13 protein-coding genes are annotated in these 14,716 nt (G+C 74.6%); 8 read left to right on the forward strand and 5 right to left on the reverse strand.

What is annotated here, in order from left to right; genetic code table 11:
* Nucleotides 1-68: 68 nt before the first annotated feature.
* The gene (locus V5D56_RS15300) at nt 69-935 is read right to left on the reverse strand and encodes an endonuclease/exonuclease/phosphatase family protein (protein ID WP_435736146.1); all 867 of its coding nucleotides are present in this window, start codon (nt 933-935) and stop codon (nt 69-71) included.
* Between the two features lie 144 nt (nt 936-1,079).
* Here V5D56_RS15300 and V5D56_RS15305 point away from each other — a divergent pair, with 144 nt between their 5' ends.
* The 4 genes from V5D56_RS15305 (at nt 1,080) to V5D56_RS15320 (ending at nt 3,912) form a co-directional block, all read left to right on the forward strand.
* Nucleotides 1,080-1,709 (forward strand): nucleotidyltransferase family protein, encoded by a 630-nt coding sequence (locus tag V5D56_RS15305; protein WP_435736147.1) that lies wholly within the window; start codon nt 1,080-1,082, stop codon nt 1,707-1,709.
* A gap of 76 nt (nt 1,710-1,785) precedes the next feature.
* Nucleotides 1,786-2,235 (forward strand): SRPBCC family protein, encoded by a 450-nt coding sequence (locus tag V5D56_RS15310; RefSeq protein WP_435736148.1) that lies wholly within the window; start codon nt 1,786-1,788, stop codon nt 2,233-2,235.
* 133 nt (nt 2,236-2,368) lie between these two features.
* Nucleotides 2,369-3,202 (forward strand): alpha/beta fold hydrolase, encoded by an 834-nt coding sequence (locus V5D56_RS15315; RefSeq protein WP_435736149.1) that lies wholly within the window; start codon nt 2,369-2,371, stop codon nt 3,200-3,202.
* Nucleotides 3,199-3,912, forward strand: a complete 714-nt coding sequence (locus V5D56_RS15320) for an alpha/beta hydrolase (RefSeq protein WP_435736150.1) — start codon at nt 3,199-3,201, stop codon at nt 3,910-3,912. The genes V5D56_RS15315 and V5D56_RS15320 overlap by 4 nt, the downstream gene beginning before the upstream one ends.
* Before the next feature lie 94 nt (nt 3,913-4,006).
* Here the strand turns inward: V5D56_RS15320 and V5D56_RS15325 are convergent, their stop codons facing one another.
* Complete coding sequence (locus V5D56_RS15325) at nt 4,007-4,618, reverse strand: TetR/AcrR family transcriptional regulator (protein WP_435736151.1); 612 nt, start codon at nt 4,616-4,618, stop codon at nt 4,007-4,009.
* A 135-nt stretch (nt 4,619-4,753) separates the two neighbouring features.
* Here V5D56_RS15325 and V5D56_RS15330 point away from each other — a divergent pair, with 135 nt between their 5' ends.
* Nucleotides 4,754-5,467 carry an SDR family oxidoreductase gene (locus V5D56_RS15330; protein ID WP_435736152.1) on the forward strand — a complete coding sequence of 238 codons (714 nt, stop codon included), beginning with the start codon at nt 4,754-4,756 and terminating at the stop codon, nt 5,465-5,467.
* Nucleotides 5,468-5,570: 103 nt separating this feature from the next.
* Here the strand turns inward: V5D56_RS15330 and V5D56_RS15335 are convergent, their stop codons facing one another.
* From V5D56_RS15335 to V5D56_RS15345, 3 genes are all read right to left on the reverse strand, one after another.
* Nucleotides 5,571-6,560, reverse strand: coding sequence for an NADP-dependent oxidoreductase (locus V5D56_RS15335; RefSeq protein ID WP_435736153.1), 990 nt, complete (start codon nt 6,558-6,560; stop codon nt 5,571-5,573).
* A gap of 111 nt (nt 6,561-6,671) precedes the next feature.
* Entirely contained in the window at nt 6,672-7,580 is a 909-nt protein-coding gene (locus tag V5D56_RS15340) for a TrmH family RNA methyltransferase (protein ID WP_435736154.1), read from the reverse strand.
* Nucleotides 7,581-7,598: 18 nt separating this feature from the next.
* Entirely contained in the window at nt 7,599-10,940 is a 3,342-nt protein-coding gene (locus V5D56_RS15345) for a hypothetical protein (RefSeq protein ID WP_435736155.1), read from the reverse strand.
* Nucleotides 10,941-11,088: 148 nt separating this feature from the next.
* Here V5D56_RS15345 and V5D56_RS15350 point away from each other — a divergent pair, with 148 nt between their 5' ends.
* The 3 genes from V5D56_RS15350 to V5D56_RS15360 are packed head-to-tail and all read left to right on the forward strand — an operon-like array spanning nt 11,089 to nt 14,662.
* Nucleotides 11,089-11,346 (forward strand): type II toxin-antitoxin system Phd/YefM family antitoxin, encoded by a 258-nt coding sequence (locus V5D56_RS15350; RefSeq protein WP_435736156.1) that lies wholly within the window; start codon nt 11,089-11,091, stop codon nt 11,344-11,346.
* Nucleotides 11,343-11,765, forward strand: coding sequence for a type II toxin-antitoxin system VapC family toxin (locus tag V5D56_RS15355; protein WP_435736157.1), 423 nt, complete (start codon nt 11,343-11,345; stop codon nt 11,763-11,765). The genes V5D56_RS15350 and V5D56_RS15355 overlap by 4 nt, the downstream gene beginning before the upstream one ends.
* Before the next feature lie 50 nt (nt 11,766-11,815).
* Nucleotides 11,816-14,662: a cation-translocating P-type ATPase gene (locus tag V5D56_RS15360; protein ID WP_435736158.1), complete on the forward strand. Its 2,847-nt coding sequence runs from the start codon at nt 11,816-11,818 to the stop codon at nt 14,660-14,662.
* Nucleotides 14,663-14,716: the final 54 nt, after the last annotated feature.

Raw genomic sequence — 14,716 nt, forward strand, 5'->3', positions numbered from 1 at the left:
TACATAGGCCGTCCTGATCCAGTGGCTGGCGGTGCGACCGTCGTCACGCGAGCCCGTCACCCTTGCCGTCACGTGCGTCGGGCGCCGTGCTCCTGCTGGTGGACCGACGGCGCGCGGTCCTCGTCCGCGGCGTGCGCGCGCGTGGGCGACGCGGCGTGCTCGCCGCCGAGCGCGACGGGCACGACGAGCGCCCGGTGGTCGGAGAGCCCCGTGTCGACCGCGACCCCCGGAGCGGTGGCGCGGACGGCCCCGTGGGCGAGCACGTGGTCGAGCTGGCGCGCGGGCGTGCCGACCGGGAACGTCGGGGCGCTCGCGAGCGGCTGCCACCCGCTCGTGCGGGCGGCCTGCGGCGCGTCGATGTTGAGGTCGCCCATGAGCACGACGGGCTCTCCGGCCGGTGCGTCCTCGACGAGCGAGCGCGTCAGCCGGACGAGCTGGGTGAGGTTGCGTCCCGGCACGAAGGTCAGGTGCGCGCACACGACGGTCACCGGGCCCGCGGGCGCGTCGACGCACGCCACGAGCGCGGCGCGCGGCTCGTCGCGCACGAGCGTGGGCACGCGGCTCCCGGGGAAGCGCACCGGGACGCGCGTGCGCGGCGGCGGCATGACGACGGTCCGCCACGAACGCACCGGGAACCTGCTCACGACGGCGATCCCGTACGCCGCCTGGCCCGGCTGCTGCTCACCGGTGGGCGCGGACCACACGCCCGGCTCCCCGACGAGCGTCGCCACGAACCGGTGGTCGACCGCTCCCGCGGCCTCGGCGGCGACGGCCGTGAGGTCGGCTCCGTGGGACCGCGGCTGGTCGCGGTCGACCTCCTGGAGCGCGAGGACGTCGGCGTCGAGCGCGCGGACCGCGTCCGCGAAGCGGTCGAGGTCGACCCTGTCGTCGACCGTCGACCGTCCGTGGAGGATGTTGAACGTCGCGAGGCGCATCGTCTCGATTCTGAGGGCGGGGGCGCCACGCCGCACCCCCGCACGGCCCGTCGGTGCGCCGCCGTCCGCCCGACGAGCGCACGACGTGCCGAGGGACGGGCGCGCGACGTGCCGGTGGACGGCGCGTGGTGTAGACCCTTCGGCATGGTGGACGACAGAGAGGCCCTGCACGACGGCCTGCGCATGACGGCGGCCGCGCTCGCCGAGGCCGGGATCCCGCACGCGCTCGTCGGCGGGTACGCCGCGTGGGCGCGCGGCGCCCCGGAGCCCAGCCACGACGCCGACTTCGCGATCCGGGAGATCGACGTGGACCGGGCGCGCGAGGTGCTGGCCGACGCGGGGCTCGAGATCACCGAGCCGACGGAGAACTGGCTGTTCAAGGCGTACCACCACGGGGAGCTCGTCGACGTGCTCTACCGCATGGTCGGCGAGCCGATCGACGACGACCTGCTGGCCCGCACCGACGAGCTCGAGGTGCTCGCGGTCCGCATGCCCGTGCTGTCGGCGACGGAGATCATGGCGTCGAAGCTGCGCGTCATCGGCGAGCACTTCTGCGACTTCTCGCGCCTGCTCCCGGTGGCGCGCGCGATGCGCGAGCAGATCGCGTGGCCCGAGGTGCGCGAGCGGGTCGACGACAACCCGTACGCCCGCGCGTTCCTCTTCCTCCTCGACGAGCTGGGCGTCGTCGACAAGGCGGAGATGCGCGACCCCGCCGCGGAGCGCGACACGGGGTCCAGCCCTGCCTCGGGAGACCCGTCGAGCCACGTGGAGTGACGGCGCTCGACGCGCGAGCGGACGCCAACCTGCTCAGGGTGGAGGAGTACCGCCCCCGACACCAGGAGGTATCTCGATGAGCACGGTCACCCAGTCCGTCGATGTCAGCGTCCCCGTCCGCACGGCCTACGACCAGTGGACGCAGTTCGAGGAGTTCCCCCGCTTCATGGAGGGCGTGGAGGAGATCCGGCAGCTCGACGCGACGCACACGCACTGGAAGACGAAGATCGGCGGCGTGGAGCGCGAGTTCGACGCCGAGATCACCGAGCAGCACCCCGACGAGCGCGTCGCGTGGAACAGCACGTCGGGCCCGGACCACGCGGGCGTCGTGACGTTCCACCGCCTGAGCGACGCCGAGACCCGTGTGACGGTCCAGCTCGACTGGTCGCCGGAGGGCGTCGTGGAGAAGGCCGGCGACCTCCTGCAGCTCGACGAGCGTCGCGTCAAGGGCGACCTCGCACGGTTCAAGGAGTTCATCGAGTCGCGCGGCGTCGAGACGGGCGCGTGGCGCGGCGACGTGAGCTGACGGCCGCACGCACCATGACGGAGCGGGTCCGGGGTCTCCCCGGGCCCGCTCTCGTCGCTCCGCCGGTCGCACCGCCCTGCCTCCGTTCCGGGCCGGCCGTGCGCGCCGGCCGCACCTCCCGCATGCTGGGCGCATGCCGACCCGCACCTCGTCCTGGATTCCGACGCAGGACGAGGCGGACGGTCGGTTCACGGTCGGCGACCTGACCGCCGTCGCGCACGTCAGCGGGCCACCGGACCCCGAGGTCGTCGTCGTGCTCGTACACGGCGTGGGCTCGTCGGCGCGAGCGTTCAGCCCGGTCGTCGACGAGCTCGCACGCCGCGACGACGTCCGCGCCGCCGTCCACGCCCTCGACCTGCCGGGTTTCGGCGCCGCGCCCCGCACAGGGCGCGACGTCCCGCTCGAGGAGCACGCGGCGGTCGTCGCCGCCTACGTCCGCGACCGCGTCCTGGCCGTGCTGCCCGACGACGCCCCCGCACCTCCGGTCGTGCTGGTAGGCCACTCGATGGGTGGGCAGATCGTCGGGCAGGCGATGGCCGACCACCCGCGCGAGGCGCCCGCGGGCGTGCTCGTCGGGCCGACCGCGGACCGCCGTGCGCGCACCGCGCCGCGCCACGGGCTGCGCCTCCTGCGCGACGGCTTCGGCGAGCGACCGCGCGCGCTCGGCACGCTCGCCGTCGACTACGTCCTGCGCTGCACGCTGCCGTACTACGCGCGCCAGGTGCGCCGCATGCTGGGGCACCGGCTCGAGGAGGTCCTGCCGCGCGTGCCAGGGCGCGTCGTCGTGCTGCGCGGCAGGGACGACCCGATCGCGCCGCACGCCTGGGCCCGCGAGCTCGCCGAGACCGCGCCGCACGGGGAGCTGCGTGAGGTGACCGGTCGCCACCACGCGATGGACTCCGACCCGGGCGCGCTCGTCGACGCGGTCCTCGCCGCCGCACGGGACGTCGGACAGGTCGCCCGATGAGCGTGAGCCTCCCGGACCGCGCCCGACACCTGGCGCACTGGGCCGCCGACTACGTCTACGCCGGCGCCCGCCAGCTCGAGCACGGTCTGCGGCCCGGACGGCCGGTGCCGACCGGGCCGGGAGACCGCGCCCCGGTCCTGCTCCTGCCCGGCGTCTACGAGACCTGGCAGTTCCTCGCGCCCGAGGCCCGCGCGCTCGCCGCGGCGGGCCACCCCGTGCACGTCGTGCCGGACCTGCGGTACAACCGCGAGCCCGTCGCCGCGGGCGCCGAGCTCGCCGCGGCGTACCTCGAGACGGCCGACCTGCGCGGCGCCGTCCTCGTCGCGCACAGCAAGGGCGGGCTCATGGGCAAGCGCGTCATGCTCTCCCCCGCCGGCGACCGCGTCGCCGGGATGGTCGCGGTCGCGACGCCGTTCCGCGGCTCGCGCTGGGCCCGGTACCTCGTGGGCCGCACGCTGCGCGCGTTCTCCCCCACGGACGCCGAGCTCCTCGCCCTCGTCGCGGAGCGCGCCGTCGACGCGCGCATCACCGCCGTGTTCCCGCGGTTCGACCCGCACATCCCCGAGACCGGCGCGCTCCCGGGCGCGACGAACATCGAGCTCCCCGTGTCCGGCCACTTCAAGCCGCTCGGCGACCCGCGCGTCGTGGCGGTCGTCGTGCGCGAGGTCGAGCGCCTCGCGGATGCCGTGGCGCCACGCCCCGAGCAGTGATCCGCAGCTCACGACGTCACGCCGAGCGCCCGACGTCGACGGGCGGCGCACCCGGCCTCGGTGGCCCGACGGCCGATCAGGTCGGCGTCGACGGTCAGGAGATCCCGGCAGGCAGCACCGCGGCGACCTGGCGGCGGATGTCGGCCAGGATCTCGTCGACCCCCGTGCCGGCGTCCGCTCGCGTGGCCATCGCCAGGAACACCACTGCGGACACCACGTGCGCCAGCGTGGCCACGTCCTGCTCCGGCACGCTCCCGCCGCGACCCAGCACGTCGGCGACCGCGCGCTCGGTCCGCTCCACGATGGCGAGCGCCTCGCGGTGGTGCGGCTCTGCCGGGTCGCCGAACACCATCTCGCGCAGATAGGTCCGGCCGTTCTCCACCTGGGTGCGGTTGCACTCGACGACAGGCCGGACGAGCGCGAGGACCGCGTCGAGGACCTCGGGGGTGCCCGCCGCGGCCTCGATGCCGCGGGCCAGCGCGTCGGCGTAGGACGCGTTCTGCGCGAGGAGCAGCAGGTCGCCCTTGCTCCTCGCGTAGAGGAACAGGGTGCCGGCGCCGACGTCGGCCCGGTCGGCGATCTGCTGGGTCGTGACGTCGTCCACACCGCGCTCGGCGAACAGCTCTCGCGCGGCTGCGGTGATCCGCTCGAGCTTCTGCTGCTTGTTGCGCTCGCGCCGGCCGGTCGGCGTGGGGGCGACTGCCATGACGTGCTGCCTCCGGAATAGTCTCTGAGTCCGCTCAGTTCAGAGCAGAGTCAGCGCTGTGCGGCCTCAGGTGTGCCGGGCCTCATTGTTCCACGAGCGCCCCGCACGCCTGCGGCCCGACCAGAAGGAGCACCCATGCCCAGCCTCCACGGAGCAGTCGTCCTCGTCACCGGCGCGAACGGCGGCATCGGCACGCAGTTCGTCCACCAGGCCCTCGCGCACGGCGCGGCGAAGGTCTACGCCACTGCCCGCACCCCGCGCACCTGGGAGGACGAGCGCGTCGTCCCGCTGCCTCTCGACGTCGCCGACCCCGCTTCGGTCCGCGCGGTCGTCGAGGCCGCGCCGGACGTCACGGTGCTGATCAACAACGCCGGCGTCTCCGTCGCGAGCTCCGGGATCCTCGACCACACGGACGCGGAGATCCGCGCCAGCGTCGAGACGAACTTCGTCGGCCCGCTGCTGCTCACCCGTGCGTACGCGCCGCTGCTCGCCCGAGCACAGGACGCGGCCGTGGTCGACATCCACTCCGCGATGAGCTGGTACGCGGCCGGCGGCATCTACAGCGCCACGAAGGCGGCGTTGTGGTCGGTGACCAACTCGCTGCGCCTGGAGCTCGCACCTGCGGGTGTGCACGTGGTCGGCGTGCACGTCGGCTGGGTCGACACCGCCATGGCCGCACATGCCGACGGCCCGAAGACCGATCCCGCCGACCTCGTCGCCACCGTGCTCGCCGCGGTCGAGGCCGACGAGCACGAGGTGCTCGCGGACGAGACGTCCGTCCAGCTCAAGGCCGGGCTCAGCGCACCCCTGGAGGTGCTGTACCCCCAGCTGAGCGCCGCGAGGCCCTGACCGGAGCGACGGTGCCGCGACGCCGCCCCGCGCGCCGCGGCACCAGCCGCTCGGGTGGCATCCGATGCCGGTCACGGAGCCGGATCCTCACCGCGACGGGCGGTCAGGCGCGGGTGACGACGGCCTTGCCGCGGATGCGGCCGGCGGCGAGCGCGGCGAGCGCCTCGGGGGCCTCGTCGAGGGGGAAGGTCTCGACGGGCAGCGGCCGCAGGGTGCCGCTCTCGACAAGAGCGGTGATCTGACGCAGCTGGTCGCCGGACGCGTGCATGAACAGGAACTCGTAGGTCACGTCCAGCTTCTTCGCCCGGCGGCGGACCGAGCCGCTCAGGGCGGCGACGGCGAGCCGCAGCACGGGATGGAGGCCGGCCTGCCGGGCGAAGGCCGGGTCGGGCGGCCCGGCGATGCCGACGACCTTCCCGCCGCGTCGGAGAACCCCCAGCGACCTGGTGAGGTTCTCCCCGCCGAGGCTGTCGAGCACGAGGTCGTACCCGGACAGCTCCTTCTCGAAGTCCTGGGCCCGGTAGTCGACGACGACGTCCGCGCCCAGCTCGCGCACCAGCTCGACGCCCGCGCCGCCGGCGGTGGTGGCGACGTGTGCGCCGAGGTGCTTCGCGAGCTGGATCGCGAGCGACCCGACCGCGCCGGCACCGGCGTGGACCAGGACCTTCTGTCCGGGCTGGAGGTTCCCCCGCTCCACGAGGGCCTGCCACGCGGTGAGCGCGACGAGAGGCAGGCCGGCGGCCTCCACCGTGCTGAGGGAGGAAGGGATCCTGCTGAGCTCGTCCTCGGGGACGGCGACCCGCTCGGTGAACGTCCCGCCCGCGGCCGGGCGCGCGTACACGCGGTCGCCTGGGACGAAGCGGCTCACCCGGTCGCCGACCTCGAGCACGGTACCGGCGACGTCGTAGCCCAGGACCAGCGGCATCGGCACCGGCAAGATCGCCTTGAACTCTCCCGCGCGCATCTTCTCGTCCAGGTGGTTGAGGCCCGCGGCCTCGACGTCGACCAGCACGTCGTGCGGGCCGACGACCGGCTCGGGAACCTCGATCTCCGTCAGCGGCCGCTTGTAGCCGGTGATGCCGAATGCTCGCACGGGGGTGGTGCTCCTTCGTGGTCAGGCGGGTCGAACGCCCGCCGCAGCGGGCCGTCCGCGCCCAGAGGCGCTCGCAAGCAAATTGCCGAACGCAATCAATACTGAGCGCTCTCAGACATCTGTGTCAAGAAGCCCGGACATCTCCGCGCGCGTCGCCCAGAAGGCCACCGCCGACGCCGCCGCGACGTTCAGCGAGTCCACTCCCCCGGCCATCGGGATCGTCACGACCCGGTCGGCCGCCTCGACCGCGCCGCGCGACAGCCCGTCGCCCTCGGTCCCGAGCACGAGCGCGAGCCGCTCGGGCGCGTCGGCGACGAGCTCGTCCAGGGTCACCGCGTCGTCGGACAGCGCGAGCGCCGCGACGGTGAAGCCGTCCTCCTGCAGGCTCGTGAGCCCTCCGGGCCAGGTCTCGAACCGCGTCCACGGCACCTGGAACACCGTGCCCATGCTCACCCGCACGGACCGGCGGTAGAGCGGGTCGGCGCACCGCGGCGAGACGAGCACGGCGTCGACGCCCAGCGCGGCCGCCGAGCGGAAGATCGCACCCACGTTCGTGTGGTCCACGACGTCCTCGATCACCGCGACGCGACGGGCGCCCGCCCCGCCGCGCGCGCCGGTCACGAGCTCGTGCACGCCGGGCAGCGGCGGGCGGTGCATGGCGGCGAGCGCCCCGCGGTGCAGGTGGAAGCCGGTGATCGCCTCCAGCACGTCGGGCTCCCCGACGAACACCGGGACCGGCTGCCCCGTGCCGCCCGGCGCGTCGTCGACGGGGAACCGCGCGGCGAGCGCCTCGATGTCCTCGGCGAGGTCTGCCAGCCAGCGCTCGGCCATGAGGAACGACCGCGGCCGGTGCCCCGCGGCGAGCGCGCGGCGGATGACGGTCGAGCTCTCCGCGATGTAGATCCCCTTCTCGGGCTCGTGCTTCGCGCGCAACGCCACGTCGGTGAGGCTCGTGTAGTCGGCGAGCCGCTCGTCGGCAGGATCGGTGACGCGGACGACGTGCAGGCTCTCGGGGATCACGCCGTCGATTCTCCCCGATCAGCCGACCGTGGCGGGCATCCTGCGCACCCGCGGTGGCGTGGTCCGGCCGGGGCTCGGGTCGGGCGGCGGGGTGCCGAGCCTGCCGAGCACCGTGTCCAGGGCCAGGTGGTAGGCCCAGGCGCGGGGGTAGGCGCTGTGCGCAGCCACGGTGAAGAGGTAGGCGCCGCGGTCGACCTCGTCCGCGCCCCGGTCCACGGGATTCGTCCCGTAGGACACGACGGGGAAGCCGAGGACGTCGGTGCGGCGCCACAGGTTGACCCACGCGGGCTGTCGCTCGTGGTGCCGCAGGAGCCGGACGAGCGTGGGCGTCGCGGGATCGAGCGGCCCGGAGCCGGGACCGGCGGCCGCGCGGCACCACGAGGCGTCGGCGGCGCGGCGCTCCGCGGTCGCGTCCTCACCGTGGAGGCGCGCGGCGCGATAGGCGCGCTCCGCCGCGTCGGCCGCGGTGCCGAGCGCGCGACGCCCCGCCACGACGGCGCCCGTCACGGTGTCCTCCGCGGCCTCGAGCGGTACCCGGGCGACCTCGAGCGCCTCCCTCGCGGTGGCGACGTCGGCCCGCAGCCGCTCGACGCGGGCCTCGGGCAGCCGGCGCGCCGTCGCGCTCCGCAGGCGGCGCTCGGCCCGCCGGAGCTCCGCGTCGCGCTCCACCGCGGTCCTGCGCAGGGCGTCGTGCGCGGCGAGCGTGCTTCCCGCGGCGCTGCCGGACCGTGCACCCGGGGCCTCGAGCCACGCGGCCTCGCGCAGCGCCACCCGAGGGTTCGTGGTCTGGCGGCGCCACGGGTCCCCGCGCCATGCCGGCCCGCTGCAGGGCGGCGTCCCGAGCACCTGTGGGCCCAGCAGGGACGGGAAGAACCGGCCGAAGTACGGACGGAGCTGCACCCCGTACGTGAGGAGCCCGAGCCTGCCGTCGCCGTCGGTCCGGAGCGAGGGCGCGACGTCGCCCGTGCGCGGTGCCGGGTTCCCCGCGCGGCCCAGCACGACGGCGACCGCCATGACGGCGCCGAGGGAGTGCGCCGAGAGGACGACGCGGCGCCGGGGGGCCGCGACGACACGACGCGCGGGCGGCAGGTCCTCGGCGTCGAGCCACGCCTCGACGCGCGCAGCCACCTCGGGGACGGTGCGCTCGGCGTAGCACGGCGGGCCGAAGGGGTGAGCGCTGCGCGGCAGGAAGCACATGAGGTCCCACAGCAGCCCCCAGGGGCGAGAGAAGCCCTCGCCTCCCGCGGCGACGAAGCTCGCCACGAGCGCCAGGGCGAGGGCCCCGACGGCGGGGACCGCTACGGCGGCCAGCTGGTCCCAGCCGAGGTCCCACACCCCGGCCACCGACTCCCCCGTCCGCCCCAGCAGGATCGTCACGACGAGCGTGCACCAGGACGCGAGGGCGAGGACCCCGACGGCGTTCTCCGCCCGGTGGGTGACCCCTGCGACCTGTCGGGCGCGGACGGCGCGGCGTGCCGCGACGGGGATGTCGGCGACCCGCTGCCGCGTGCCCTCGGTCCGCCGCCGCTCGGCCTCGGCGATGCTCGACGCCGCCCAGCCCGTCGGACCGGTCGTGTCGGACTCCGTCCCGGCGGCGCGACCGATCCAGGTGGTCCACGGCCGGGTGAGGTCGTGCAGGCCCGGCGCGGCGAGCGCGAGGAGCCCGAGAAGAGCGGTCGCGCACAGCACGAGCGCGCTGATGCCGAACTCGGTGTACGCGGAGGGGACGGGCAGGTCCTGCACGCCGGGCACGGTGCGGACGATCGCGACGCTGAGCTGCCCGTCCGCGTCCGGGCGCGTGTCCCTCCCGCCGGCCAGGTACACCTGGGTACCCAGGACGAGCAGGCTCGTGAGCACCGCCGCGGTCGCGGTGGCGGTCAGGAGGAAGACCCCGGGGCCGGCACCCGACCAGCCCGACCAGCGCGCCGGGCCCTGCCGACGGACCGGCGAGAGCACCGGGACGAGGGCGACGCCGAGCGGCACCGCGAGCGCCGCGACGGCGCCCCAGACGAGGAGCGCATTCGTGGTCTGGCCGTACGCGGCGACCGCGCCGCCGTCGTCCACCACCCGGGCGACGGCGACGACGGCGAGGCACGCAGTGACGACCACCGGCACCGCGGCCCACACGAGCGTCGGGACGCGCCGGCGCCACAGCAGTGCGGCCGCCGCGATCCCGGACAGGGCCGCGCCGAGCATCGTGGGCGCGACGTCGATCCCGACGTACGACGGCAGGTCGGCTCCCGGGGCGCGATCTGCGCTGAGCATCGCGGAGGCGACCCAGAGGGCCACGGCGAGGGCGACGGCGGCGACGGCGAGGGCGCCCTTCCAGCGGGGCGGCGTCACCTGGATCCCGTCGTCGTCGTTGCGCAGGGCGACGACGACACCGCACAGGGCGATCACGACGGCCCCCGCGACGAGGAGCCCCGTGCCCGTCCTCGACCGGTCGTCGGTCCAGGCGAGCAGGACGGCGACGATCGCGACGGCCCCGGCGAGGTGCGCGAGGAGGGCCGACGGGCCCGCGACGCGTCGGCTCCAGAAGCCCGCCCGGTACAGCAGCGGGCCCGTCCCGGCCCCGACGCGCACCTGCCCCGCGCGCGCGAGCGAGACGCGCTCGTCGAACCGGACCTGGCCGGCGCGCGCGACGGCGACCAGCAGGAGCACGACGGCGACGGGAACGAGCGAGAGCAGCACGACCCGGTCCCCGTGGTCCGTGCGCGCGAGGCCGTCGAGCACCGCCGGGACGCGCGCGCACACGTCGACGGTCGTGGCGTCCGGTGCGACGACGCCCATGCAGCGGGTGCCGACGACGAGCACCGTCACCGTCGTCACGGCGGCGGTCAGCAGGAGGGTGAGGGCGAGGCCGAAGAGGCGCACGGCGGCCGCCGCGGCCTCGGGTCGCGCGCGCTCGACGGTCTCGTCGGCACGACGGGCGGGGTCCCGGCCGACGTCCCCGTCCTCGGCGCCGGGCACGCGCCGGGCCCAGTACGCGACGTTCGCGAGACCGAACGGCACGTTGAGCGCCCACAGCGCGCGCGTGAGGCCGCGACCGACGGCGCCGACGACCCCGGACAGGGGGAAGGATCCCAGTCGTGCCATCGCGCCCCACGAGTAGGCCTCGCGCCGCACGTCCCCGCGGATCGCGTGGAGGTCACCCGGCGCGACCGGGACGGCGCCGCTCCCCGGGACCCGGTCGCGTGCGTCCACGGCAGGCGTCGGGACCCAGAAGCTGCCCAGCCCGTCCCCGTCGCACTGCTCGACCTCACCGTGCGGGAGGTCGAGCATGCCGTGCGGCGGCGTGTTCGCCACGCCGTGGATCCGCAGCTCGAGGACGGTCTGTTCGGTCGTGCGCTCGTCAGGCATCCTGCCCACCTCCGACGTCCGCGTCGCGCGGCCGTCGCGCGACGCTGCCCACGACGTAGGGAGGGTTGCAGGGCGCGAACCTGCCACGGGACGACGGCCCGGACATCCTGTCCAGACGGTCTAGACTGACCGATGGGAGGTAGCGACGATGACGAGCTGGCAGGTCCAGGACGCGAAGCAGCGTCTCAGCGAGGTGCTGCGGCAGGCAGCCGACGGCACACCCCAGGTGATCACCCGGCACGGCAAGGACGTCGCCGTGGTCGTGGGGATCGACCTTTACCACGAGCTGACGGGCGTCCGGCTCGAGCTCGCCGACTACCTCCTGCAGGCGCCCGAGGTCGACGACCTCGAGGTGGTGCGCGACCGGTCGTCCCTGCGCGAGGTCGACCTGGGGACCGGTTCGTGAAGTATCTGCTCGACACGAACGTCGTCTCCGAGCTGGTCAGGTCGCGGCCCGACGCGCACGTCGTGTCGTGGCTCCGCGGGCTGCGCACGGACCAGCTCCACCTCTCGGTGCTGACGATCGGGGAGATCTGCACCGGGATCGAGCGCCTGGCTCCCCGCGACGCGCGCCGGGCGAGGGCCCTCGACGCGTGGGTCCGCGGGCTGGAGGACGGCTACGCCGACCGCCTCCTGCCCGTCACCCTCGACGTCGCGGCACGGTGGTCGACGCTGCACGCGACGCGAACGCTCCCGGCCGTGGACTCCCTGCTCGCGGCGACCGCGCTCGTGCACGGCCTCACGGTCGCGACCCGCAACGCCCGGGACTTCCGCGACACGGGCGTCCCCGTCGTCGACCCGTTCACGGACCCGGGCGGACGCTGAAGGACGTTCGCCCTCTCGCGGGATGCGCCCGCGAGCGGTCGAATGGGCACATGGGACCCCCGCCGGACGCCGTGCCGACCTCCACCACGACCTTCGCCGACGACCCCGCGCTCGCCGCGCCGTGGTCACGGCCGCCTGCCGACGTCGTCACCGCGCTGCGCTCGACCGACGACGGGATCGCGGGCGACGACGCGGCCGCCCGCCTCGCGGAGGTCGGGCTGAACCGGCTCGCACCGCCGCAGCGCGACCCGCTGTGGAAGCGGATCCTCGTCCACTTCGACGACATCCTCATCTACATCCTGCTCGTGTCCGCCGTCCTCAAGGCGATCCTCGGCGACTGGGTCGACTTCACCGTGATCCTCGCGGTGGCCGTCATCAACGCGGCGATCGGGTTCATCCAGGAGGGCCGGGCCGAGAGCGCGCTCGACGGCATCCGCAACATGCTCTCCGTGACCGCGCAGGTCCGGCGAGACGGGGCGTGGACGACGATCGACGCCGACGACGTCGTGCCGGGCGACGTCGTGCGCGTCCGGTCGGGCGACAAGGTGCCCGCCGACGTGCGACTGCTGCAGGCGACGAACCTGCGCGTCGAGGAGTCGGCCCTCACGGGAGAGTCGGTGGCGTCGTCGAAGAAGGTCGCGGCCGTCGACGCGGACGCGGGCGTCGGGGACCGCACGAGCATGCTCTTCTCGGGGACGATCGTCGCGGCCGGCCAGGGGCTGGGCGTCGTCACGGCGACCGGGCAGGCGACGGAGATCGGTCGCATCCAGACGATGATCTCCGAGGTCCGGAACCTCGAGACGCCGCTCACGCGCCAGCTCGACAAGTTCGGCAAGGTGCTCGCCGTCCTCATCCTCGCCATGGCCGTCGTCATGGTGATCATCGGACGTGTCGTCCACGACTTCTCCGTGCCCGAGCTCGTCTCGGCGTCCATCGGTTTCGCCGTCGCGGCGGTCCCGGAAGGCCTGCCGGCGCTCGTGACCATCACGCTCGCGCTGGGCGTGCAGCAGATGGCGCGGCGGCGCGCGATCACGCGCAAGCTGCCGGCGGTCGAGACGCTCGGCTCGGTCACGACGATCTGCTCGGACAAGACCGGGACGCTCACCAAGAACGAGATGACGGCCCGCACCGTGCGCACGTCTTCGCGGTCGTTCGCGGTGGCCGGGGCCGGGTACGCGCCCGTCGGCGACGTGACGCTCGTGCCCGACGCCGCGGCGTCGGCCGGGGCGGGACCGGCTGGCCCTGCAGACGGCCGGGCCGTCGACCTCGCCGACGACCCGGACCTGGCGGCGGTCGCGACGGCCATGATGCTGTGCAACGACGCGCGCATCGTCCCCGACGACGCCGACGCCGACGGCTGGCGTCTCGTCGGCGAGCCGACCGAGGGCGCGCTGCGCACGCTCGGCATGAAGGCTGGCGTCGACCCGACGGGGTGGCGGCGCGTCGCCGTCGTGCCGTTCGAGTCCGAGAACAAGTTCATGGCGACGCTCGACGCGGACAGCGCCGGCGCGCTGCACGTGCACGTCAAGGGCGCCCCCGACCGGGTGCTCGACCGCTGCGCGACGCAGACGGGCTCGGACGGGCGTCCGGCGCCGCTCGACCGGGAGCTGTGGGAGCAGCAGATCGACGCGCTCGGAGCGCGCGGCCTGCGCGTCCTCGCGGCCGCCCGGGCGCGCGCGGCGGACAAGACCTCGACGCTCGACGCGGAGGACGTCGCGACGGGGCTCGAGCTGTGCGGTCTCGTCGGGATCGTCGACCCGCCGCGACCCGAGGCCGTCGCGGCGATCGCCGAGTGCCGCGACGCCGGCATCCGCGTGAAGATGATCACCGGCGACCACGCGGGCACGGCCGTCGCGATCGGTCGCGAGATGGGCATCGTGGACGGCTCGCCCGACGGCGGCGACGGGCACTCCTCCCCCGCGGTCCTCACGGGCCCGGAGCTCGAGGCCATGTCGACGGAGAAGCTGCGCGCCGTCGTGCGCGACGTCGACGTCTACGCGCGCACGAGCCCTGAGCACAAGATCCGGATCGTCTCCGCGCTGCAGTCCCACGGCGAGGTCGTCGCGATGACGGGCGACGGCGTGAACGACGCACCGGCGCTCACGCAGGCAGACGTCGGCGTCGCGATGGGCATCAAGGGCACCGAGGCGACGAAGGAGGCCGCGGAGGTCGTCCTCGCGGACGACAACTTCGCGACGATCGAGCGGGCCGTGAAGGAAGGGCGCCGGATCTACGACAACATCCGCAAGTCGGTGCTGTTCCTCCTCCCCACCAACGGCGCGCAGTCGCTGGTCATCCTGGTGGCCGTGCTGTTCGGGCTCACGCTCCCGCTGCAGCCGGTCCAGGTCCTCTGGATCAACATGATCACCGCAGTCACGCTGTCGCTCGCCCTGGCGTACGAGAAGGCGGAGCCCGACGTCATGCGCCGCCCGCCGCGCGACCCCGGCGCGTCGATCCTCGACGGCGCCTACCTGCGTCGCATCCTCCTCGTCTCGCTCCTCATCGGCGGCGCGACCATCCTGCTGTTCTACGTCGAGCGTGCGCAGGGCGTGCCGCTGGAGGAGGCGCAGACGACGGCCGTGACGATGCTCGCGCTCGGACAGCTCGCCTACCTGTTCAACTGCCGGTTCCTCGACCGGTCGAGCCTCACGCTCGACGTCCTGCGCGGCAACCGGGTGATCTGGATCTCGGCCGCCACGCTGCTCGTCCTCCAGGCGGTCTTCGTCTACGCGCCGTTCATGCACACGTGGTTCGAGTCGGCGCCCATCGACGCCGCGGAGTGGGGCAAGACGATCGGGCTCTCCGTCGTCGTGTTCCTGCTCGTCGAGGTCACGAAGTGGGTCGACCGCCGCTGGCTGGCGCGCGACCACGTCCCCGCGCTCGTGACGCGCGGCTGACACCCCGCTCACCGGTCAGGGCCCTGGGTCACTCCGGTGACCCAGGGCCCTGAC

Origin of the sequence: Cellulosimicrobium sp. PMB13 (assembly GCF_051294865.1) — a bacterium.
GTDB lineage: Bacteria > Actinomycetota > Actinomycetes > Actinomycetales > Cellulomonadaceae > Cellulosimicrobium.